We start from the raw sequence: 24,008 nt of genomic DNA, 5'->3' as shown, positions 1-24,008 counted from the left end.
CGTTTTTTCATGTCTGCTTCACCTAAAGCCTCCCCCCTCAGAAAAGTGATTCTAAGAGTTCTAGAATCTTCTCAAAAGGGACCCTTGATACTCTTGCGTTACCAACTCATTTGAATTCTTCTCAGACTGGAACGCTAGACACATCTTGCGTTACCGAATTATCCGAATCCCACTCAAACGGGTACGCTAGATTCCTCTTTCGTTCCTTCAATGTGAACAAGAAAAAAAGAATACGATGAACCTTGTGCAACAATAAATGTTACGTTTTAATTCATAATTTTAGTTACAACAGTCTTTTTTCTATTTATCAAATCGATTCAGAACGGTCTTAAAAAAATGAAAGGGATTCAAAATAATGGTAATCTTAAGATATAAAAGAAAGGAGGATTCGTTGTGGAGAAATCCGTTCCAGAAATCACACTTCATGATGGTGTTACAATCCCCGTGATTGGTTTGGGTACATACAAACTGAAAGGAAATCAAGGGGTAAAGGCGATTCAACACGCCATTGATCATGCAGGATATCGTCTATTAGATTCAGCTTATAATTATGAAAATGAAGGGACTTTAGGAGAAGCAGTTAGAAGCAGTTCTGTATCAAGAGATGAATTAAGGATTACTTCTAAATTACCTGGCCGTTATCATTCGTATGATCTTGCAGTGATGACAATTGAAGAATCTTTGTATCGCGCGAACCTTGATTATTATGATTTATATCTGATCCACTGGCCTAACCCTATACAAAATCAATACATAGAAGCTTGGCAAGCGTTAATTGACGCTAAAAAGAAAGGCCTTATCCGTTCAATCGGTGTTTGTAATTTCTTACCAGAACATATTGAGAGCCTAGTCCAAGAAACAGGCGTAAAGCCTAGCATCAATCAAATTGAATTACATCCGTTTTTTAATCAAGCCTCTCAAAGAGAATGGCATGAACAGAATCAAATTCATACTCAATCTTGGAGTCCATTGGCTCGGGCAAATGACGTCCTGCAAAATAGCTTGATTCAGCAAATTGCCAACGGCCATAACAAAACGGTTTCACAAGTAATTTTGCGTTGGCATTATCAAATTGGAGCGATTTCCATTCCTAAATCAGCTTCTCCTGATAGACAACTTGAGAATATCTCCATTTTTGATTTTTCATTAACTCCAGAAGAAATGAGCTCCATTTCGCAGTTAACAAAGCCTGACGGAAGAATTAATAATCAAGACCCTGCCGTTTATGAGGAATTTTAAATACAGTTTTTAACAGAGATGTGTCTCAAAAACTGAGACAGCACCCAACTAAACAGAACTGATATGAAACAAAGATTACATCGGCAAACATAACGGGTTCCCTTCTAGGGGAGAAAATATTATTTACAAAAAATTTAAGGAATACAAATCCAAAAGTTTTTGGGTCCCTCTTTTATTGAGAATTTTTATGTAATAGCTACTACAATAACAACTAAATGAACGTAGTAATTTTTGCTAGAGAACCTAAATTTATGTTCTCTTGGTATGCTATAGTTGTGGCGAAATTGCTTGATGTATTCATTACTACCTAGAGTTATAATCTATCAATCTTTCATAAAGAAATAATATAGTTGACTTTTAAGGGGAATAAAATGCACAAAAGAAATTTTCTTTTGCTTGGAATTGTTATTATTTTCATTTTATTAGGTTGGTTTGCCTATCAAAAAGCCACTGATGACACCTATGAGGGGATGTCTATTATTCCAGAACAACATAAAGATATTCCTTTATATGAGGGATTAAAACCAACTAGAAGCCACTATGAAATAAAGGGAAATCGTTGGGAGGAGATTTATCAGTTTTATATGAACGAACTTCCTAAGCTTGGTTGGGAAGTTGAGCATGAACAAACCGCTCTAGAGGATGACAATAATGAAAACGATTGGTCTGGTTTTTATTCACTATGGATAAAAGATGGATTCAACGGGGAACTGCGGATTTCAGCAAGTTATAATCACTATGATGAAATAACAAAAGTGATCTTTGATAAAACCACAATTTATAAATCAACTTCTTGGATTGAAGGAATTCCAGACAGCATTTGTATTTATGAAACTCTAAAAGATGAAAAATGTCTTGAAATAGAAGATAAGTCTAAGATTAAACAGATCAATTCACTTATAAATAAAGCAACTGATTGGGATAAAGAGGAACTACCACAAAGGGAAAAACAAGTGTCGTCGATTTTGGAAATCTAGAAATTAAGGTTTCTTATGAAAGTGATAAAGAAATCTATTTTCAATCAGAAAAAGGGATAAAAATCATGAAACCAGATCCTGAATTCTTCGAACTGACAAACCTTCCCCATTAACAGCAAAATCTATAACACCAAAACGCTCAGGATTTATCTGAGCGTTTTCGTTGTGCTATTGTTTTCTAGTAAAATCGATGTAAAATAATACGTTATTTTACTCAACCGGTAAGGTGACCAATGTAACGAATGGATATTTTCACTTTAAATCTTGCAATTATTAAAATGCACAATGCACCTTTTTATCGATTTCCTACACCATTAAACATCCCATATCCAGGCCACCAAGATCACGCACAGAACGAAAACCATTTTTAAAATTAAGAATCTGCCCCACAGGGTGATCCATAAAAGGGTTATATCCAATAATAATAAGAAGAAGATCGTAACCATTCCCGTTATCATGAACCAGTATGCTCACAAACGCAACTATCGAAAACACCTGGATAAAATCGCGCACTTGAAGTCGATATTTTCGCCAAAAAACCACAATAAACAATAATCCACCAGCTCATATCGCAGCAGCCGCAAGGAGATGGACGAAATTGTTTGATATCATTCCCAAAATCGGATATATGGAATTCGCATGTCCATTAAAGCTTTTAGCAGCTAGCATGAGAATCAACCAAGTGACATCGAGCCACTTAAAGCGAGCTAACACAAAAAAGCCTATCAGTGATAAAGCTAAAGAGACATTCTATGAAAATCCGAAGCTAGTAAAAACCGGAATGCCAGTAGAAGTAGATTGTAATAACAATGGTGTGACAATTAAAATGATGAAAAATAATAAGTATTCAGGCAGAGATAATTGGATTTGCCGACCTTCCGCCGTTAACTCCACCTCTTTGATTTGGACCTTTTTTGCGTTCTTAATTGATGATTTCAACATCAAAAAGACCATCTTTAATCTTTAAATTAAAAGTGAGTATCACAGTTTCCGGACTTCCGTTTAGCCTACTACCCGCTGCCTGATTGGCCGCCTTCAAGACAGCATGTGCAAAGTCTTGCTCAGGTAGAAAACTCATCCAAAAAATAAAAATGAACAGGATCCAAGCTCTCCTTACCTTAGCTCCCCCTAGATGATTTCTTGTTATCCTATTCATTCCTTTAATAAATGACATTGAGAAGGTTTTAACTGTTTTCTATTTTAAAAGAGTCATCTTGTTTGCTCTCTATCTACTTGTTTACTCTTTAGATGTGTTTTCATTTCCTTCATCCGAAGTTTCATCCGGTTTACAGTCCATTACTTCTTCTGCGTCCTCATTTTGATTCCGCTTGCTATAATCTTTTTTTTCCGTTTTCGACTTCAATTTCCGCCGCTTCCTTCTTTTTTTCGATTTCGGCTTAAATACGGTTTCCTCTTCTTTCCATTCAATCTCGCATTCAGGTACATATGATTGTGGCTTTTCAAATGTGTCCTTCATTTTTGCTTCTTGCATATCATTCACTACTTCCTTCAGATCCTCAACCGCTGCTTTCAATGCTTCCACTTCATTTACTTCGTTTTCAGCTTCCGCTTCAATTGTCGCATTCATTTCCAGTGCAGCTCTAACCTTCTGTTCGACGATTTCTCTCATGCTTGACTTGTCTGACCATTCTTCCTCGTCACTTGATTCTTCTTCGTCACTTGATTCTTCCTCGTCACTTGATTCCTCTTCGTCACTTGATTCTTCCTCGTCACTTGATTCCTCTTCGTCACTTGATTCCTCTTCGTCACTTGATTCTTCCTCGTCACTTGATTCCTCTTCCTCAAATGAAGCACCACAATGGGGACAATGGTCATCATGGCAGCAAACAGGGCATGGATTGTATTGCTTGTCTAGCCACTTAATTTTGCAGATGCGCTCAATAAGGATTGTTACAACCTTTTTATCTTCCTTAATTACATCAACAAAATTAGTTCCGACATTGCAAATAACCCCTCTGATCTGACTCGTTGATTCAGACTCGGAACAATCAAAAAAGATTTTTACTTTACAGCCTTTAAAACGAAATAGTTGAAAATATAGATTCCCATTCAATCCATTAAAATTCAAGCGAAAGTTTGGAAGACAGGAATTAAATGGCGATACCTTAAAAAGCACATCACAATGTTCCCCTTTGAAATTGGCATCAAAGTGAGAGTTATGGTGGTGATGAAGAGGATGTCCTACGTTATCGTGGTTTGAAAAAAATCTACTGTCGTGAAATTCACTCTCCCGACATTTTTCACAGCTGCAATGGAAGTTCATGTAATAATCGTCGCTAGACCCCATCTGATGTCTATAAGAATGTGATTTATTCATTTTCGTAGGAAATTGACTACCTGTACACTTGAAAGATTCGATTTCATCTCTTAGACTTTCAATCTGCTCTTGAAGTTTTTTATCCTTTTTTCCCATTCCACTACTCCTTTCTAAATTATTCATAATAGTATACGTGACCAAGCTCACTACTGCCATGGACATACGTGCAAACTGTAAAAAATTAAACATATATCTAGCTTAGTAAAATCTTCTACACTAAAAAAAAGGTACACCATTCCGATGTTAACAACATCAGGTTGGTGCACCAATTCTTTGAGTCATGCTATTCAACAATCTTTTTCTCATTAGCTAAAAACTTCTTAACAGTTTTAAAAAGTCATCTTCTTAATCCTTTAGGATTTCAATATAGGGTTTAACAGGTAATACCTGTCCCCCCTCCTTCTCTAAACTCGCTCCCAAAAACGAAGCTGAGCGATGGCGTTGACAAAATCTGTTCCAAAGTTTGGATTATTTTCAGCAAAAACGACTCCAGCCAAATTATTATTTTCCGTTGTCTGTATAAACGTCTTTCCAGTTGTCGCAACGCCAATTGGCTTATAATGTTTGTAGGCTACGTTTACGAAATCCATTACATCTTGCATGAATTTCGGTTGGTTCTTGGCTTCTCCACCAACCACATAGACAGAGTCAACAAGATAAGGACTATACGTGATAAACGTTTGATCTACCTTAATGGTCGTTCCATCTGATCCCGTAACCTTTCCAAGCTTCTCACTGATGAATTTCACAAACAATCCACTTTGTTCAAATAACTTCACCGCATTTGTGACCTCTGCACCGTTAAACCCATTTGCAATCAGGATCCCCACTTTTTGCGTTTTTGGATTTGGCGGCGTATGATACTGGCTTAGCGAAGCATAGCTTGTCTCAACAGAAACATGAGTTCCACTTGGAGGCTCGACCCCAATATGATCTGCCACAATCGTTGCTAATTCTTTATCGATATTCGCTAACAATTCGACATTTTGTTGGCGGACCGATTCGCTTTGTACTTTTCCGAGTTGATAGGTAAATGCTTCAATCGTGTGTTGCTTTTCAACTGGTGTCAAACTATTCCAGAAGATTCTCGTTTGCGAGAAGTAATCATCAAAGGATTTACTTCGACCGCGGATGACATTGCCGTCTACTTTCTTTGGATAATACTCGTAGCCACCTTCGTCTGGTGGTGTTTCATGTGGTGTATTCCCTGCTAATGAATTATTATGATAGTTCACTTGATCAATATCGATTCGAAATCTCATTGGACCGCGCCGAGTGTTATTATGAAACGGGCAAATTGGTTTATTAATCGGCAATTCTTGATGATTCGCTCCAAGACGATGGTATTGTGCACTTTGATAAGCAATTAATCTTCCCTGCAACACAGGATCATTGGAGAAACCGATTCCCGGAACAACATTGGCCGGGTTAAAGGCGACTTGTTCTGACTCTGTAAAGTAATTATCAATGTTTCGATTTAAGGTCATCTTCCCGATGAGTTGCACAGGGATGAGCTCTTCCGGCCAATATTTCGCAGGATCAAGAATATCAAAATCATAGTTGAATTCATCTTCCATCGGAATGAGTTGAACACCTAACTCATATTCTGGATAAGCTCCTCTTTCAATCGCTTCTCGCAAATCTTTCCGGTGGAAGTCTGGGTCAAGACCGCCAATTTTCAAAGCCTCATCTTGAAGCAGCGATTGAACACCAAGAACAGGCTTCCAAACAAAGCGGACAAATGTAGCGACTCCTTCTTCGTTCACAAACAAGTACGTATTAATCGACCACGATTCCATATGTCGGTAACTTCTAATGATGCCCCGGTCTGACATGATCCACGTGACCATATGGATAGATTCCTGATTATTAGCTACATAATCCCAAAATCGATCGTGAGCACCCGTTGCTGTTGGAATATCATCATCCTGCTTTGATTGGTACGCATGCATCGCATCCGGGAACTTCATCGGATCCTGATTAATTAAAACAGGCATAGCAATCGTTGTAAGATCATAGTTTCCTTCTTCTGTATAAAACTTAACTCCCTGACAACGCAAATCCCGTGCCGTATCATAAGAACCTTTAGCTCCTTGTACCGTAGAAAAACGAATGGTTAAAGGTGTCTTTTTCCCTGCTTCTTGTAAAAATCCTGCTTTCGTCACTTCTTTCATAGACTGATAGCATTCAAACTCTCCATGAGCACTGTAACCACGTGCATGAACAACTCTTTCCGGTGTCTCTTCATGAACGAAATGTGTGATCTTTTCGAAATAATCATAGTCCTCATGTAAGGAAGGGCCACGTTCAGCAGCTTTTAATGTAAAACGATCATTTGAAATTTTTCTTCCTTCATTTGTCGTCAAAGGCTTTCCTGTATTTTTAATGCGGTATTCATCTAGTTGCTCCTGTTTGGCATTCTTATGAACAGGGTTTTGGTTATCTGATTTTTTTTCATCCATATGTATCACCCTCCTGAAGATAGAATTTACCAAGGTTCCATTTATATACATATCTACGCAGTTTTTTCCTGATAGAAAAATTATTCATATCAGATTACTGCCCTTTCTCAAAAAGGGAACATAAGGAATATCCATTTAGGTAAACAATGGTTGAGGCACTTTATCCAACCGAAGGCAAAGCTGTAACAAAAAGTATGTAAGTTACAGGGAATCGAACCCCGAATCGCATGAAACAGAAACGGCGCCCAAACAGTATTATGTTTGGACGCCTGCTACGAATAAAACACATCCCTTAGTTCTACTATTAAATAGAATGATCCAATCAAAACTTGGAACATCCCTTTTAAAATAAAGAATGGAAAGAGCATAACTCTTTCCAGTTCCTTTCATTATGTTCGATTCCAAAAACGCTGATGGGCGATGGCATTGACATAATCCGTGCTGAAATTTGGATTATTATTTGCGAATACAACACCTGCCAAGTTGTTTTCATCTGAAGATAAAAGATAAGACTGTCCTGTCGAAGCAATTCCAATCGGTTTATATTGAGCATAAGCCGTTTGGACAAAATAGGTGAGGTCTTGATTAAATTTCGCTTGAAACCCAGCTTTTCCTCCCACAACATAAAGAGTGTCATACAAATAAGGGCTTGAGGTCAAGAACGTATGATGCACTTTAAGCGTTGTTCCATCGGAACCCGTTACGGTACCAAGCTTTTCACTGACAATCTCAATGAAAACGCCACTTTTCTTTAAAAAATTCAACACATTTGTCACTTCTTGCCCGTTAAAACCATTGCCAATCAGCACCCCAACTTTTTGAGTAACCGCATATTTAGGGGTATTCTCTTGGCTTAAAGAAGGATATCTTGTCTCGACAGGAACATGTGTCCCTTGAGGGCGATCAACCCCGATATTATCAGCAACAATATAAGCCAGTTCTTGATCGACATTCACCAACAGATCCACGTTTTGTTGGCGGACCGACCGGCTTTTTACTTTTCCAAGTTGAAAGCTAAATGCTTCAATGGTCATTTGCTTTTCAATAGGCGATAAACTGTTCCAAAAAATTCTCGTTTGTGAAAAGAAATCGTTAAAAGACTCACTTCGTCCGCGGACGACACGCCCGTCGACTCTTTGTGGATAATGTTCAAACCCGCCTTGTTCTGGTGGCGTTGTGTAAGGTGTATTATTCGCCAGTGAATTTTGATGATAGTTGACTTGGTCCACATCAATCCGATACCTCATCGGGCCTCGTCGTTGATTATTCGTAAATGGACAAACTGGTTTATTGATTGGTAGTTCTTGGTAATTCGTTCCAATTCGATGGACTTGTGCAGCATGATAGGCAATGATTCTTCCCTGTAAAACCGGATCATTGGAAAAATCAATTCCTGGAACAACATTTGCCGGACTAAATGCAACTTGTTCGGATTCCGTATGGTAATTTTCAATGTTTCGATTTAACGTCATCTTCCCGATAATCTGAACAGGAATTAATTCTTCCGGCCAGAACTTTGCAGGGTCAAGAATATCAAAGTCAAATTTAAATTCATCCTCCATCGGAATCAGTTGGACACCTAATTCATATTCAGGATAAAATCCTTTATCAATTGCCTCGCGCAAATCCTTACGGTGGAAGTCAGGGTCAATTCCGCCGAGTTTAATTGCCTCATCCTGAGTAAGGGAATGAACACCAAGGACAGGCTTCCAAACAAAACGGACAAAGGTTGCGACTCCTTGATCGTTAACAAACAAATAAGTATTAATACTCCACGATTCCATCATTCGGTAACTTCTTAAAATGCCTCGCGGAGACATCACCCATGTGGTCATATGAAGTGCTTCGGGGTTATTGGCAACATAATCCCAAAAATGGTCATGTGCACCAGTCGCAGTTGGGATATCATCATCCGACTTCGCTTGGTACGCATGGATCACATCCGGAAATTTCATCGGGTCTTGGTTGATTAGTACAGGCATGGCAATCATCGTCAAATCGTAATTGCCTTCTTCTGTATAAAACTTAACGCCTAAACAACGTAAATCCCTAGCCGTATCGTAAGAGCCCCTAGGTCCTTGCACTGTTGAAAAGCGGACCGTTAAAGGCGTTTTTTTCCCTGGTTGCTGAAACAAGCACGCTTTTGTCACATGACTCATTGATTGGTAACATTCAAACTCCCCATGAGCACTGTATCCTCTAGCATGAACCACTCTTTCCGGTTCTTCTTCCTGCACAAAATGGGTCATTTTTTCAAAATAGTGAAAATCCTCATGTAAGGAAGGACCACGTACACCTGCTTTTAAGGTTTCGGAATCATTTGAAACCTTAATCCCCTGATTCGTCGTCAATGGCTTCCCTGTATTTTGAATGCGGTACTGATTCAATTGTTCTTGCTTAATGTTATCAGCAGGCGGAATTTTTCCTTTTATATGGTGTTGGTTTCGTGAAGACTTTTCATCCATGTTGTATCACCCACCCTAGTATAAAAAATTTGAACTACATTTATATACTTATACAAATTTTTTTGAACTAGAACGGATATTAGGACCGATGGTTAAAAATCTCATTTTCAAACAAGCATAAAGATAAAATAACGTTCGAAGACGTACTCTAATGAAGTTTCTATGCATGAAGCGAACTTTTCCTGTAAGAACATAACATCGTTTACGGAATGACCAGTCTCTAGATGTAACGATCATATGCATCATCAAAAATAAGAACTCGAAATAATAGTTATACTACTCTCTCTGTTACCATTCGCTTCTCTTTTTGGGGTCAACGGACACTGAGACCACCTCTCGGTTACCATTCGTCTCAATTTTTTGTATCAACGGGCACTGAGACTACCTCTCGGTTACCATCCGCTTCAATTTTTGGTATCAACGGGCACTGACGCTCTCTCTCGATTACCATTCGCTTCAATTTTTGGTATCAACGGGCACTGAGACCACCTCTCGGTTACCATCCGATTCAATTCTTTGTACCAACGGGCACTGAGACTACCTCTCGGTTACCATCCGATTCAATTTTTGGTATCAACGGGCACTGAGACTAACTCTCGGTTACCATCCACTTCAATTTTTTGTATCAACGGGCACTGAGACTACCTCTCGGTTACCATCCGATTCAATTTTTTGTGTCAACGGGCACTGAGACTACCTCTCGGTTACCATCCGATTCAATTTTTTGTGTCAACGGGCACTGAGACTACCTCTCGGTTACCATCCGATTCAATTTTTTGTATCAACGGGCACTGAGACTACCTCTCGGTTACCATCCGATTCAATTTTTTGTATCAACGGGCACTGAGACTACCTCTCGGTTACCATCCGATTCAATTTTTTGTACCAACGGGCACTGAGACTACCTCTCGGTTACCATCCACTTCAATTTTTTGTATCAACGGGCACCGAGACTTCCTCTCGCTTACCATACTCATCTTCGGTTGAAGGAACAATTAAACAACTTTTACTACCTCCGCACCTTTTTCTTTCGCTTTCATATAAAGTAATGACACCCACCTATGAAGGAGGTAGTTCTAATGATAGATCCAAACTTTATAAAACAAGGATTGCGTTTCCAACAGTTGCCATTTTATGAAACTGATCTTCCCTTTATTCAAAGCATCCTCTTTACAATGAAACAAGCCGAAATGGCCACAAGCGACTTTCCTCATTTAAATGCTGAAATCCCAATTACAGTTGTGGATAAGAGGTTGATGGTATGACCGATTTAACTTTTTTAACAGCTACCGAGCTAGCGCCATTGATCAAATCAAGGCAACTGTCTCCTGTTGAAATAACCCAACATACAATAGATCGGATTGAACAATATGATCCTGTTCTCCGTACGTATATTACACCTCTTCCCGACTTAGCCTTAAAACAGGCAAAAGATGCGGAAGCGAGTATCATGCGTGGCGAGTATAAAGGTCCTCTCCATGGCATTCCAACTGGAATCAAGGATAATTACTTTACAAAAGGGATCCGCACGACCGTTGGCTCAAAGCTTTTTTCAAATTATGTCCCTGATAAAAATGCAACTACAGTCAATAAACTGTTAAAATCAGGAGTCATTATGCTAGGAAAACAAAACATGCATGAGCTTGCAGCTGGGTCAACCGGGACCAATCCCTACTATGGAACGACTCGAAATCCTTGGGATCTGAACCACATGCCTGGCGGTTCAAGTGGCGGGGGTACTGCGGCATTAGCAGCAGGGCTGTCAACGCTCGCAACCGGAACAGATACATTTGGATCGATTCGTTTACCCGCTGCGATGTGTGGGGTTTATGGATTAAAAACAACATATGGACTTGTTAGCACACACGGCATCGCTCCGACTGCATGGTCTTTGGATACGGCAGGACCTATGGCACGATCGGTTTCCGACTTGGCTCTCATGCTTCAATCTATGGCAGGCTATGACCCGAAGGATCCCGCAAGTTTAAAAGTGCCAGTACCTAATTACACCCACAATTTAACGAAAGGCATTCGAGGGTTAAAAATAGGAATCCCTACTTACTATTTACAAGGATTAGACCCTGATGTTGAACAACTGTTTAGAAAAGCTGTGACAACACTTCAAACTTTAGGGGCAGAGATAAAAGAAATCGACATTCCCGAGCTTTCCATGGCAACTTTTTCGGGGTATGCAATTGTCTCAGGAGAAGCCTCCACTTTTCATAAAAAATGGTTACAAACACATCCAGAAGCTTATTCACCAGATATTCGATCCTTCTTTTTAGCCGGTGCTTTGTCAGGTTCGACACAATATGTGAAAGCCCTACAAGCGCGTAGAAAAATGGTAAAAGCCCTTCGTAAAGCCTTTAAGGAAGTGGATCTCCTCCTTGGGCCAACCATTCCGTTCACAACCCCAGCATTTAGTGAGCATTGGTTACAACAAAATTTGGATGTCGTTCAAAAAAGTATGCCATTTACCTCCCCTATCAATTTAACGGGGGTACCAAGTTTATCGGTACCAATCGGATTGGATCGAAACGGACTTCCAACCGGAATGCAATTTTTCGGCAAACATCTATCGGAAAGTCTGTTGCTCCAAGTCGGGCATGCGTGGGAAGCGACACAACCATTAACAAACAAGCTTCAAAAGGCATGATGCTTGAAAAAGCTCATGTCTTTTTTGTGCGCAGCCTATTTCACATTCATTAAGAGCCGGTTTGTAAACAAGTGATTTCATTTTCTGTTCGAAATCAACTAATTTCTTTAATTCAAAGAGGTTTATTAGAAAGCATAACACTTAAGCAAATAAATGGTATTCCACGAATTTTCCTTAAAAATAAGTAACACCTTGTGTTATTGGGTAACGTATAGGTAAGTAAAATTTAAAAGTGAGGGGGAAGTGTTTGATGAAACTAACACATGAAAAGGCCATTGAATTGCACGGCTTCAATAACCTGACAAAGTCGTTAAGCTTTAATATGTACGATATATGCTTTACCCGAACGAAAGAAGAACGTGAAGCTTATTTAGAATATATCGACGAGCAATATAGTGCTGAAAGACTGACTGAAATTCTAAAAAATGTTGCGGATATCATTGGCGCACATGTATTGAACGTCGCAAGCCAGGATTTTGAACCGGCGGGAGCAAGCGTAACAATGCTCGTTTCAGAAGAACCAATAAAACATGCGACCTCGGAAACTTTCGAGGAATCACCAGGGCCGCTTCCAGGTTCAATTGTGATTCAGCTTGATAAAAGTCATGTGACCGTTCATACATACCCTGAATTTCACCCAGATGAAGGCATTAGCACCTTTCGAGCCGATATTGATGTCTTAACATGTGGAGAAATTTCACCATTGAAGGCACTTAACTATTTAATCCGATCGTTCGAAACAGATGTCATGATTATGGATTACCGTGTACGCGGCTTTACAAGGGATAAGGATGGGCACAAGCTCTTCATTGACCACGAAATCAATTCGATTCAAAATTTCATCCCCGAAGAGATTAGTGAACAATTTGAAATGATTGATGTGAACGTCTATCAAGAAAATATCTTCCATACAAAGTGCAAATTACGTAACTTTGATTTGAATAATTATCTGTTTGGTTATACAAAAGACAAACTAACAACTGAAGATTGTGAAGAGATTGCCGAGAAAATCAAGTTCGAAATGGATGAGATTTTTTATGGGAAGAATATACTTCATTAAAAAAAGAGCCTTCCTCGGCTCTTTTTTAACGACCATCCACCCATAAAACAATTCATTTTTAAGTAGACATCCGTAAATAATATCTTAAACAAGTGCAAGTAGTTTTTTCTTAGCACTCGTGTACAAAAGATAAGTTTCAGTGGTCGTTTTAATCACGATTCGATCCGTAGTTGCACTAGGAAAACCAAGTCGAATAGCATTCTTCTCCTGACCACCACCATATGTATCGTCTTCTGTCACCTCAACTATTTCAGAAAGAGGAATTTCGATTTTAGTAAATCGCCATTTCATTATGAGTGTATCTTCCTTTATTTCTATTTTAAGTCCAAACATATCGTTTAATCTCCTAGTGATGAATTTTAAATAGAACTTTACGAAAAAAATTTTACTAATATGAAAGTTTTCGATGTCAATAAGGAACGATTCTTATTTTACGAAACCAGCTTTTTTTGCTTCCTAACAATCTTGATAACACGAAATAAGTGACTACCACCAATTATAATCCCTAATAGGATGTACATCGTTGCTCGTTCCATCTCTTTGTTTCCCACGATGGAAGATAAAATAACTCCTATGGCAAAAAGAATGATAAAAATGTGAAAGCCAGTTTCTAATTTTTTCGAATCCTTTCGTTCTCTCATGACGAACTTCCTCCTATTTCCATTTTACTTTTCTTTCTCCATTCGTATGAAACTTCAATGAACAATAGAATGAAAGCGACTCCTGCTGCGATGGTGATACTAACGTTTTGAGTCAGCCCCACCAGATTTGCAATCGCATAAAATATGCCGATCCGTAGAAACGCTAATAAACTAGTGTAGAAAAGATTTTTGCCAATAATCCACTTCACAATCCATTCAAGCAAATTGTCTAGCGTAAACAAATAAATGAAAAAAGCAATGGTTACAACCACAAGCTGATTCGTGCTTATATGAAGAGAAAAAAGGGAATTAACAAGACTCGTAGAACCAAATATAGCAAACAGAATCAGTCCGATTGTACCAGTAATAACAAGTGAAAAAAGGATTGAAACAAAAATCACCATGAAACCGCTCGTTTTTTCTTCCTCGGATTCTTGTTTATTACTGCGAAAAATAAAAGCAAAAATCAATAAAAATGTAATAAGAAATACGATAAGTAACGTTATCACTATTTTCATAATTTTCAACTCCCTATTACACTTACGAATCTGATTTTAAAAAGTTCCATCTAACTTTTCGTCCCCTATTCCGCAATGATTATTCTGAAAATTCAAATGCTGGTATTGACAAAATAACCCTATTATAATACCATTCATGTAAACTTAAAGTTAATTCTGGTTAACACAAATTGGGGGAATAAAATGAAATCGAAAACCTATTCATACGTTTTAGCTGCATTTGGTGCAGCCATTATTGCGGTCCTCGCTCAACTGACAATCCCACTACCACTTGTCCCCATCACAGGACAAACACTAGCTGTTGGTCTAATTGTTATGATCTTAGGGACAAAATTGGGTACACTTGCAGTATTAATCTATATTTTACTAGGCGCAATCGGTTTACCAGTCTTCTCCGGTTTTTCAGGCGGACTCGCGATCCTCGTCGGTCCTACTGGAGGATATATTGTTGGATTCTTAATTCAAGCCTATATTATGGGAATTTATATGGACAAGTTTGGTTACAATTATGTTCACGGTATTATTTCGAATTTAATTGGCATGGTGATTACTTTAGCTTTCGGAACCATTTGGTTGAAGATTGTTGCGGATTTATCTTGGACAGCAGCATTTATGGGTGGTGTCGCTCCATTTATTTTAGGAGGAATTATCAAAGCAATCGCTGCAGCTTGGTTAGGAGTCATCGTAAGAAATCGATTAATGAGCGCACATTTATTACAAAAAACAGCTTAAACCCTTGCCCTCAATAGTCACGGTTAGCCAAAAAGACCCTGTGCAGTGGACTTTTTTAAAGTGTCTACTACACAGGGTACTGTTTACTAGCAGATTGGTCTTTTTTATAGACAAACAAGAACATTGTCGTCAGCACAGAGTTATTCTTGCCCCGAAAGCTTACCAAGTCTCTCAGTAGATAATTCTCTATTTAGGCGACTCTCTTGAAACTGCTCCAAAAGGTTTAGTCGATTTAATTGATAGACAAGTTCATCCTGATTATGAAAAGCTTGTTGGTGTCCAAAATAATGTTCCCAATCAAACGTTTCCGAATACCAGTGATCGTTTTCCCATTTGATTGAGGAGTTTTCATTTTTAAACAACAGAAATTCAATCCAGTCTTCCACATCATCCTCCCCGCCGTTTGGTACGAGAAAACTTAACTCTACGTCCCCCTCTTCTAATATATCATCATATGTGATTCCAAACGGAATACCTCCTTCAGTGTAACCTGCAATAAAGGCGAATGTTTCATCAGAGTCATAGTCAAAGTCCTCAAGCCTTTCTTTCTGTTTCCGCTTTGCTTTTCGGAGTTGCTTTTCGCGAACTTTATCGGCCTCACTTTGTTGAATTTGCTGTTTTTTCTTCTCTGAGAATTTGACTCCTAACATTTCAAGTTCAATCATTGCACAATAGTTATTAACTCCATACCACTTAGCATACGATTTAAGGATGTTTTTTCCTTCGAACGTCTTAATCCATTCCTTGCCACTCTGTAATCTGCCTGAGCGGTTCATTCGCTTTCGCCTGGGCGCTAGATTCTTATTTTTCCTTTTCTTCTTTCCCATGATGATATAAACCTTCTCTATGTATATTTTCATGTCTCAATTCGCTTACTCGTCCTCGTCTTCCCTACTATAAAAGACGGAAAAATAGAGCTCGGCGATTGTATCCCCATACCCCCAACCGATTCCATCTGCTATTCTTACGATCCTGGATAACCGCTCTTCAAAAGCATGATAGTATATCTCGTCTAATTCACACGCTGATACCACTTTTTCATACATGGAAATCATGCTGTTATAAAAGTTTTGGTCAATACCTCCAAAAGAGTCGGTGAAGTCTGTGCCCATTTCAACATAATAGAGCATTAAATCCACCGTGTTCATCTCGTCATCTGAAAGCTTTTTAAACTCCGAAATCGCTTTTTTTGCTTCTGCTAATCTCAGTTTCCCATGGCCTCGGTCAGGGAAAAATTCATTCTTAATTTTCTGTTTCGATTGTTGAAATAGTACCTCGACCGCTTCTTCTCCATTAAACTTGGTGGATAGAAATTGTTTCACCTCTTTATTATTCTTATACAAATCAACGATTAACTGAATCAACTCTTTCTGATCCAAATTCTTTAATTCTTTTTTTAAGTCGGTTATTTTGATCATTCCGTTTGCTTTCGTAACCTGCCCCCCACTTTTTCCACCTCTATTTACCATATACTCTCACTTCATCAGTTGTAGCTGCTCTCATTATAACAACTTCGACAAGTTTCACACTACCCCGATTATTTGCAATGAAACTGAATACCAACTACTCGACAACCATTTCCAAGCGTGAAACATTCCTGTGAAACAAGAAAATTCGGGGCGTCCCTAGTGACTTTTTATGCAAAAAAAGACTCCCTAACAACCTTTATAGGTTGAGGGAGTCTTTTCTTTCTGAAAGAGAATGTTTTTTTATTCTGATTTGTGTGAGTTTGTGTCCGAATTCATTTAAGGTAATTGCGATTAGGATTATTAAGGTACCAATCCACTGAAGAGGTGTTACGGTTTCGGACAAAATGATGCTAGCCGAAAGAATGGCAATTGGTAATTCAATTGAAGTTAAAATATTGGCAACTCCTCCTGAAACCAATGGTGCTCCAATCGCAAAAAATAATGGCGGAAGAACGGCGCCGAATAACGAAACACCTAAAGCCGTTGTTACCAAATTCCCCTCCAATGGGAATACAGTTGGGATTTCACGGATAAAAAGAACGAGGACCATGATCATTGAACCGGTAACCATCAAAGAGGTTCGAGCCAATGGATCCACATCGACAGCGACCTTCCCACTGAAAAAGATAAAACCCGCATAAGTAAAAGCAGATAAAATACCAAAAACAAATCCTTTAACTGGCAAGCCTTGTAAGTTTCCATTCAAAATATCCGAGGCGAAAAAGACCCCGATCAAAATGAGAATAATGGAAAAAATGGTGACGGGCGCTGGCTTGATTTTACTGAATATCCACTCCAAAATGATTCCAATCCAGACAAACTGAAACATTAAGATAATCGACAATGAGGCAGGCAAGTATTGCATCGAGCCATAATAAAAAATACTGGTTAAACCGACAAAACAACCAGTCATCATAATCTGGAGCACATTCCTCCTGTTCACCCCTTGAAAACTAGCTCGTTTAATAAACGTAAGGGACCATAATAAGAGAAAGGAAATAACCATTTGAACAATATTAATTTGTCCAAGTGAATAACCGTAACTAAACCCCAGCTTCGCAAAAACAGGGGTAAAACCAAAACAAGCAGCACCCAGCAAGACAAAAAAGATTCCCTTGTTTAATTTCATAATCTGACCTCCTTGATGCTAATAACACAACTCCCCTATTCTAACATAGTTCATGAAAAGAGTGGCTGTTTTTACACCGGGATAAAAGGGCTCTAATAAATAGAAGACCCTACCAAACATAATTTTCATTTCTCACATAACTCTGATCAAGGCCAAGACTGTGAAACATTTCCTGTGAAACAAGAAAATTCGGGGCGTCACTGTGACTTTCCCTCCCCCGTCTGTATCTGTTTCGAACCTTTTTTCAGCTTTTTCCGTACGACTGCAATCAAAAACAGAAAGGGTACATAGCCAAAAAGAAAGATGAGTCCACTATAATCGACAATTTTGGCCATAAGGTGTGAATATTGAATTTCGGTTAATTGATTATTTACAAAGTGAAAAACTACGAGTAAACAAACTAATAGGTAAGTTGGTTTTGTCTTAGGAATTGTCAATTTAATCGATCGAATCGCCGACCATAGATAGATACAAATCACCGGCATCACCACTAACAGCCATGTGAAAATAAAAATAAATTCAAACCGTTCTAACACTGGAAACTGAATCATTTTAATCATCGTCAAGACAGGCCATGCTAAATGTTCCAGCTTTTCCTGCGAAAAATAGATAAAGGCGAATAGAGTAACAAGAGTGTATATAAAGGTCGTATAGAGTAATGCTATATGCCCCCATTTGGTAGACTTTTCTCGGTTTTTAATGAATGGGAAAAAAACAAGAACATTTTCAAACCCTAAATAAAGCGGTGCCGCCTCCTTCGCAGAGAGGAGATAGTCTTTCACACCATACTGAAAGAGAGGGATAAGACGGGAAGTCTCTACATAGTCAAGTAAATATAAAAATGAAAGGAGCAGGAAGCTAGGAATGACGACACCCCAGTAAGCAATGGCTGTCACAACCCTAAAACCTCCCACAACAATGTAATAAATGAGAACAGAAAACAGCAATGAGAATTCCCAGCTAGGTATACCGTCAAAGACCCAAATCTGGAGAATATCGATATAGGTGTATAAAACGTATAGACTAACCATTGAAAAATAAGTCGCCATGATAAGATTTAACAACCCACCAAAAACCTTCCCAAAAACATCCCTATGGAAGGAGATGATATCCCCTGTACTAGAATTCTTCAAAATATAGAGCATCATTAAAAAAAGTACATGCATCATAATACCCAGTAACAAGATGGGTATCCAAGCATCATGGCCCGCTCCCTTAATAATCGTTGATTGAATTTGTAAAAAAAGAACCCCGGTCTGAGTGCTATGCACCAGAAAGAACAGAAAGTAAGACGATACCATTTTATTTTCTTTCACAATTGAGTTCATCATAATCCATCCTAATAGATTAGCCTTCAAGGCCAGAATGTAAAATTTTCAAATCCACATTTACAGAAATCGGTAAGGTAGGGTATTGCTCATAAAAGGCTGCCTTCTCCCATGTCCGATCCTTTGATCGAACAATATTTCCGATTCCAAGTGGGTCAACCCCATTTTCTTTTAAAGTTCCCAGTAAGTTCCCAAGATCCTTTTCTAACTTTTCTTCAATTAATTTCTTCATTTCCATGACAACTTGCTCTTTTTTTAAATCAAACCGATCTGGATATTGCGTAAGAGTCATTTGTAATTGTAAACGAAGATTTATTCGTTCCTTCTTCTGATCCCAATCCCATTTACTTTTACTATGAAATGCACGAACCGTTACAATTTCACCTCTGTTCTTATCATCAAGTACCATTTTATAGGTTGCTTGCGTTCGTTTATCTTCAATATACGAAAATAAAGTGGTCTGATCCGGATTTAAATGGAGCTTTAATTTATCTCCCTTAAAGATCCCGATCCCATCAATTTTCACTCGATCCTTTTCATCGATGGTTACCATCGGAACATATGCATCCACTCCCTCTCCATAAAAGTCATTTAAAAAGTCATGAAGAGTCATATAGGGGAGATACTGTCCTTGCATATTTTGTTGTAGACGTTCAGCTAAAGTAAGTGATTTCTCTTTTTGAAATTTGGTCAACGTTTCACCAGCAGAATGCGTTGACCCAGCGATTTGTATATGTGTACCAATTTGAGGGTTCAAAATTAACCGTCTAACCATATCCTGAATGCCTGCTTCAGCAAAGTTCCTCCCTAATAACAATACCCTAACTTTTGCCAACTCAATTGGTGTACTAGTATACTCCGACATTTTTGGTACAAATAAAATACTAGTCGGTGCTTGTTCTTCTAATTTTTGAATTTGGTCTCCGTCTTTGCTCATGGTGTAATCAGGGAATAGCGCTGTTCCGATTAATTCACCATTCTCTGCTTGATCGAACCCAAAAACATGAATAATACTAATTTTGTCAATGATTCTCGTTCTTGAGCAGCCAAAAAGGCAAATGAGGCAAATCAATACTAAGAATAAAATGTGATGCTTTCTCCTCTTTTTCATGTTCATCCAGCCTTTATCGAAAAGAATTATTCTGAATTTAGCCCTTCCTCTGGGTCTTTATCTTTCACCGGAGAATATCGTTTTAAACTTAAAGGTCTTAAATACCAAGGACGCTTATTATATTTTGTAAGAGTGGGTCTTATAAAGGAAACGGCCACTCCCCCTCTTCGATAAGGGTAAAGCGGAGCGAAAAATGGAGCTCCAAATGATTTTAACCTCGCTAAATGAGCGATTAAAAAGAGCAACCCTACATAAATTCCTAACCCTCCCCAAATGGCTGCGAACAAGATAAATGGATACCTTAGTAATCGCACCGCATTGGACATCTTATAAATCGGAGTTGTAAAAGAAGACAACGCTGCCAGTGCGACAATAATTAATAAAATATTACTAGTAAGCGCCGCTTCCACCGTTGCCTGCCCTATTACAATACCCCCGACAATCCCAAGAGTTTGGCCAATTTTTGTTGGAAGCCTGGCTCCTGCTTCTCTTAATAGGTCAATCGTAACTTCTAAAAATAACACCTCTATTACTGGTGGAAAAGGGACATTCGCGCGTGAAAAGATAATCGGGCCTAATAAGTCCTTCGGAATCACTTCAAAATGGAAGGTTAAGATTGCAACATAAAAGGAAGTCGCAAAGATGGAAAACAACATTCCAAAGATTCTAATTAGTTTAAAAAAAGATGCTATGATAGACGGAAGGTAAAAGTCCTCCGGGTTTGAGAAGAAATCCATTAAAGTTGCAGGTCCGATTACAGCATAGGAGGATTTATCACTTATAAGCACAACCTGACCAGTTACAATTGCATTTACTACCCTATCCACACGCTCTGTTGTGATATATAAAGGAAAAGGAGTTGTGCTATCGTCCGTAATCAATTGTTCTAGCTGGGTATTGTCAGTAGTCACGTCGATATCCAGTTCCTTAAGCCGCTGTTTTGCAGTGTTTACGTAATCTGGATTGGTCACTCCATCCAAGTAAGCGAGTACCACCTTTGTTCTTTCCCTTGAACCAACAGTTACTTCTTCAAATATCAGATCTGAAGTACTCAGATGATCTCTAATTAAATGGAGATTTGTCGAAAGGTCCTCAATAAATCCCACTTTTGGACCAATCACGCTAAATTCATTCTGAGTATCATTTGTTTCCCGCTGACCTAGTCGATGATCTGCAATATTTAAAAGGGCGTATTCCTCTTTCTTATCCTCAAAATAGATGACAATCGCACCATCATAAAGGCCTTTTTCAACCTCAGTGTGATCTGTTGTGATTTTGATTTTTTCAATTGGAATGATATTTTTTAAAGCAGAGAGCTCCTTTAACTCCGAAGCTTTTTCTTTTAAGGAAGGTAAAACCGATTGAAAAAAAACCTTTGAATCAATCAATGTTTCATAAAAACTAATCACTAACGAAGGATATTTTTCTAACGGTGTAACTGTTGTAAAATCACTTGACTTCTTCGCTTTCTCAAAAACCTCACCAATCGTTTTTTCTGTCGTCTCATAACCTTTTACAGACCTACGCCGCACCCTCTTCTTCCTAAACATCTACACCCAACCCTTTGCAAAAAATCATCTAACAGAATTAGTATTTAACAACAAGATTGGAATTATGTTCAAATTTGTCGATTAAGTCACAGGGACCACCCGGTATTTGTCGATTATTGTAGATAGTAATCACCCTCTCCTCGCAATCACCATCTCTAGCCTTGAATGCCCTTGCCCCTGTGGAATAGTCCTGTGAAACAAGAAAATTCGGGGTGTCGCTGTGACTTTTTATGAAAAATATTGTCCTCAAATTAGGTTTACCATGGAGCTTATGTTATACTTGCCCTACCGTTTATTTTATGTGTTGCCTTTTCCTCGCCTATTAACTGGGCGAGGTTTTTTTATGTTTTTTTCCAAATAAAAAAGACTCTGCGAGAGAGTCTTTGAAATTTGAAAGGTTATACTTTTTGAACATTTGAAGCTTGAGGTCCACGTTGACCTTGTTCCACTTCAAAAGTAACTTTTTGACCTTCTTCTAAGGACTTGAATCCATCCCCTTGGATTGCTGAGAAATGTACGAATACATCATCGCCACCTTCACGCTCAATGAAGCCAAATCCTTTTTCTGCGTTAAACCATTTTACTGTACCTTGTTCCATTAAAACAATTCCTCCTTGGTGCTTTTCACCGTTTTGTTACTATTCTTGCTGATGTCTTCAGGTCAAAAAGTCTTGCAACTTTCACGAGCCTTTCGAACAGACAAAAATAATTCTTCCAAATAATAACAAATATTATATTTTAATGCAAATGTTCATCCTTAAATTTTTTTTACGGGCATCTTTCAAAGAAAATACCCGGAAGAAAAAACAAAGTATGACCATTTCAGCATTCGTTCTCACCCCTTATTCTTTCCCAGCAAAACATTTTATAATACAAGAATAATTAGCGTGTCCTTCTAAAAATGACTTTTCATCCAACTGTGAAGAAAAAATAAATTGTTTGAATGCCCAAAAAAACGGAATCGAAACCGAATGAGGATCTTTATCGAAGTATGTAGTGTTTATTTCTGGAATACAAATGAACCAATACACTAGAACATTTTATAGAACGTATCTAAGAATGAGAAAACTACCTCTCCATAATAAAATGGCAAGTTGAGTAATTCCATACATGTCAAATTAGAAGGTTGAAGGCTTTCTTTCTCTTTTTGTCTTTCTTAGTTGGCGAACATAAAAAAAGAACTTAAAAGCAGGATGGCAATCGACCTTTCATAAATATTTTCGATTAAACGAATCAAAGAAACCCCTCTCCCATTCCTTCTTAATTCTTAACTCTTCATGTCTTGTGCACATATATCCCTACTATAACTCACACCAAAATTAACAGTAAAAATTTTGTAGATATGCATTGTCACATCAACAAAATAACCTACCATATCATGTGATTGGTAGGCTACTTCAATGTTAACTTAAATTAATTCAATCCCTTGCAACTACCTGCACTACAATATTTCCACTATTCCCCCCGAAACACAGGTTTCCTTTTCTCAGCAAACGCACGTATTCCCTCTTGAACATCCTTTGTTCCAAAACATTGTTTAATAAAAGCATATTCTTGTTTTAAAATGGCAGTTAAATCACTGTCTTGACTTGAAGCTAGCAATCGTTTTGATAACGTCATCGCCACCGGTGGTCCAGCGGCTAACTCTCTGGCAAAGTTCATCACTTGCTCATGTAGGTCTTCATCGGCAAAAACTCCGTTCACCAACCCTAGTCGTTCAGCTTCTTCCGGATAAATGTCCCGGCCCGTGTAAATTAGTTCCGCCGCTTTCGCTTGTCCAACTAACCGCGGTAAAAAATAAGACATCCCTGCATCTGGGCTGAGGCCACGGCGGATGTATCCAGCGGTTACCCGGGCATCAGCAGACATAAATCGAATGTCACAAGCAAGTGCGAGCGCAAGTCCTGCACCTGCCGCAATCCCATTGATTGCCGCAATTACAGGCTTGTCACAATGAACAATCCCTAAAGCCTGATGGCCCACCCAACCTAAGTCATCTAATTTCTGATGACGAGATTGAAGGTCTGGATTCCGCTTTGCATACTCGGTCAAATCAAGCCCCGCACAAAAACCTCGTCCACTCCCAGTAATCACAATCACCCGAACTTCATCGTCAGAAGAAGCCTCGGAAATCGCTTGAATAATTTCATGACTCAGCGTATCATTGACAGCATTCAAGCGCTCCGGTCTGTTTAGAGTAAGAGTACGAACTCCATCCTTTGTATCGACAATTATATGCTCCATTCCAATTCCCCCTTAAAATTTTTAAGATTAATTCGATTATTCAGACTAATAAAATTATACCAATGAACTTAGTAACTTGTATACCAATA

22 protein-coding genes are annotated in these 24,008 nt (G+C 38.5%); 7 read left to right on the top strand and 15 right to left on the bottom strand.

The genetic code is table 11. The features are described 5' to 3' along the window. Positions 1–393 precede the first annotated feature (393 nt). Both M3182_RS03025 and M3182_RS03020 read left to right on the top strand, forming a co-directional pair. Positions 394–1,239 (top strand): aldo/keto reductase, encoded by an 846-nt coding sequence (locus M3182_RS03025; RefSeq protein ID WP_251556269.1) that lies wholly within the window; start codon positions 394–396, stop codon positions 1,237–1,239. 371 nt (positions 1,240–1,610) lie between these two features. After that, complete coding sequence (locus M3182_RS03020) at positions 1,611–2,216, top strand: hypothetical protein (RefSeq protein WP_251556267.1); 606 nt, start codon at positions 1,611–1,613, stop codon at positions 2,214–2,216. 306 nt (positions 2,217–2,522) lie between these two features. Here the strand turns inward: M3182_RS03020 and M3182_RS03015 are convergent, their stop codons facing one another. Continuing rightward, the gene (locus M3182_RS03015; protein ID WP_251556265.1) at positions 2,523–2,759 is read right to left on the bottom strand and encodes a hypothetical protein; all 237 of its coding nucleotides are present in this window, start codon (positions 2,757–2,759) and stop codon (positions 2,523–2,525) included. A 55-nt stretch (positions 2,760–2,814) separates the two neighbouring features. Here M3182_RS03015 and M3182_RS03010 point away from each other — a divergent pair, with 55 nt between their 5' ends. Continuing rightward, a complete protein-coding gene (locus M3182_RS03010) occupies positions 2,815–3,183 on the top strand; it encodes a hypothetical protein (RefSeq protein ID WP_251556263.1) in 369 nt (122 codons plus the stop codon). Positions 3,184–3,453: 270 nt separating this feature from the next. On the opposite strand, the gene M3182_RS03005 is transcribed toward M3182_RS03010, so the two are convergent. The 3 genes from M3182_RS03005 to M3182_RS02995 form a co-directional block, all read right to left on the bottom strand. Beyond that, on the bottom strand, positions 3,454–4,650 hold the full coding sequence (locus M3182_RS03005; RefSeq protein WP_251556261.1) for a hypothetical protein: 1,197 nt from the start codon (positions 4,648–4,650) through the stop codon (positions 3,454–3,456). A 308-nt stretch (positions 4,651–4,958) separates the two neighbouring features. Beyond that, positions 4,959–7,016 (bottom strand): catalase, encoded by a 2,058-nt coding sequence (locus M3182_RS03000; RefSeq protein ID WP_251435309.1) that lies wholly within the window; start codon positions 7,014–7,016, stop codon positions 4,959–4,961. A gap of 389 nt (positions 7,017–7,405) precedes the next feature. Continuing rightward, positions 7,406–9,481, bottom strand: coding sequence for a catalase (locus M3182_RS02995; RefSeq protein ID WP_251556260.1), 2,076 nt, complete (start codon positions 9,479–9,481; stop codon positions 7,406–7,408). A 1,079-nt stretch (positions 9,482–10,560) separates the two neighbouring features. On the opposite strand from M3182_RS02995, the gene M3182_RS02990 reads away from it, so the two are divergent. The 3 genes from M3182_RS02990 (at position 10,561) to speD (ending at position 13,197) form a co-directional block, all read left to right on the top strand. Next, entirely contained in the window at positions 10,561–10,746 is a 186-nt protein-coding gene (locus M3182_RS02990) for a hypothetical protein (protein ID WP_251556253.1), read from the top strand. Beyond that, entirely contained in the window at positions 10,743–12,137 is a 1,395-nt protein-coding gene (locus tag M3182_RS02985; protein WP_251435302.1) for an amidase, read from the top strand. The genes M3182_RS02990 and M3182_RS02985 overlap by 4 nt, the downstream gene beginning before the upstream one ends. A 250-nt stretch (positions 12,138–12,387) precedes the next feature. Continuing rightward, on the top strand, positions 12,388–13,197 hold the full coding sequence (gene speD, locus M3182_RS02980) for an adenosylmethionine decarboxylase (RefSeq protein ID WP_251435300.1): 810 nt from the start codon (positions 12,388–12,390) through the stop codon (positions 13,195–13,197). An 84-nt stretch (positions 13,198–13,281) separates the two neighbouring features. On the opposite strand, the gene M3182_RS02975 is transcribed toward speD, so the two are convergent. The 3 genes from M3182_RS02975 to M3182_RS02965 all read right to left on the bottom strand — a co-directional run bounded on the left by M3182_RS02975 (position 13,282) and on the right by M3182_RS02965 (position 14,356). After that, positions 13,282–13,530, bottom strand: coding sequence for a SunI/YnzG family protein (locus M3182_RS02975; RefSeq protein WP_251435298.1), 249 nt, complete (start codon positions 13,528–13,530; stop codon positions 13,282–13,284). 98 nt (positions 13,531–13,628) lie between these two features. Continuing rightward, positions 13,629–13,838, bottom strand: coding sequence for a hypothetical protein (locus M3182_RS02970; RefSeq protein ID WP_251435296.1), 210 nt, complete (start codon positions 13,836–13,838; stop codon positions 13,629–13,631). Next, a complete protein-coding gene (locus tag M3182_RS02965; RefSeq protein ID WP_251435293.1) occupies positions 13,835–14,356 on the bottom strand; it encodes a hypothetical protein in 522 nt (173 codons plus the stop codon). The genes M3182_RS02970 and M3182_RS02965 overlap by 4 nt, the downstream gene beginning before the upstream one ends. 183 nt (positions 14,357–14,539) lie before the next feature. Here M3182_RS02965 and M3182_RS02960 point away from each other — a divergent pair, with 183 nt between their 5' ends. Continuing rightward, positions 14,540–15,088 carry a biotin transporter BioY gene (locus M3182_RS02960; protein WP_251435291.1) on the top strand — a complete coding sequence of 183 codons (549 nt, stop codon included), beginning with the start codon at positions 14,540–14,542 and terminating at the stop codon, positions 15,086–15,088. 140 nt (positions 15,089–15,228) lie between these two features. On the opposite strand, the gene M3182_RS02955 is transcribed toward M3182_RS02960, so the two are convergent. The 8 genes from M3182_RS02955 to M3182_RS02920 form a co-directional block, all read right to left on the bottom strand. Next, the gene (locus tag M3182_RS02955) at positions 15,229–15,915 is read right to left on the bottom strand and encodes a hypothetical protein (RefSeq protein WP_251435288.1); all 687 of its coding nucleotides are present in this window, start codon (positions 15,913–15,915) and stop codon (positions 15,229–15,231) included. 45 nt (positions 15,916–15,960) lie between these two features. Then, positions 15,961–16,557: a DUF6155 family protein gene (locus M3182_RS02950; protein ID WP_251435286.1), complete on the bottom strand. Its 597-nt coding sequence runs from the start codon at positions 16,555–16,557 to the stop codon at positions 15,961–15,963. A gap of 196 nt (positions 16,558–16,753) precedes the next feature. Next, positions 16,754–17,686 (bottom strand): EamA family transporter, encoded by a 933-nt coding sequence (locus tag M3182_RS02945; protein ID WP_251435284.1) that lies wholly within the window; start codon positions 17,684–17,686, stop codon positions 16,754–16,756. A gap of 197 nt (positions 17,687–17,883) precedes the next feature. Further along, positions 17,884–19,017: a GerAB/ArcD/ProY family transporter gene (locus M3182_RS02940; RefSeq protein ID WP_251435282.1), complete on the bottom strand. Its 1,134-nt coding sequence runs from the start codon at positions 19,015–19,017 to the stop codon at positions 17,884–17,886. 16 nt (positions 19,018–19,033) lie between these two features. Then, a complete protein-coding gene (locus tag M3182_RS02935) occupies positions 19,034–20,125 on the bottom strand; it encodes a Ger(x)C family spore germination protein (protein ID WP_251435280.1) in 1,092 nt (363 codons plus the stop codon). 26 nt (positions 20,126–20,151) lie between these two features. Further along, a complete protein-coding gene (locus M3182_RS02930; protein ID WP_251435277.1) occupies positions 20,152–21,675 on the bottom strand; it encodes a spore germination protein in 1,524 nt (507 codons plus the stop codon). Positions 21,676–22,073: 398 nt separating this feature from the next. Next, a complete protein-coding gene (locus M3182_RS02925) occupies positions 22,074–22,274 on the bottom strand; it encodes a cold-shock protein (protein WP_251435275.1) in 201 nt (66 codons plus the stop codon). An 856-nt stretch (positions 22,275–23,130) separates the two neighbouring features. Next, positions 23,131–23,919, bottom strand: a complete 789-nt coding sequence (locus M3182_RS02920; RefSeq protein ID WP_251435273.1) for an enoyl-CoA hydratase/isomerase family protein — start codon at positions 23,917–23,919, stop codon at positions 23,131–23,133. Positions 23,920–24,008: the final 89 nt, after the last annotated feature.

Origin of the sequence: Mesobacillus maritimus (assembly GCF_023715205.1) — a bacterium.
GTDB lineage: Bacteria > Bacillota > Bacilli > Bacillales > Cytobacillaceae > Mesobacillus_B > Mesobacillus_B maritimus_C.
This window is presented reverse-complemented; position numbering and strand designations above follow the sequence as displayed.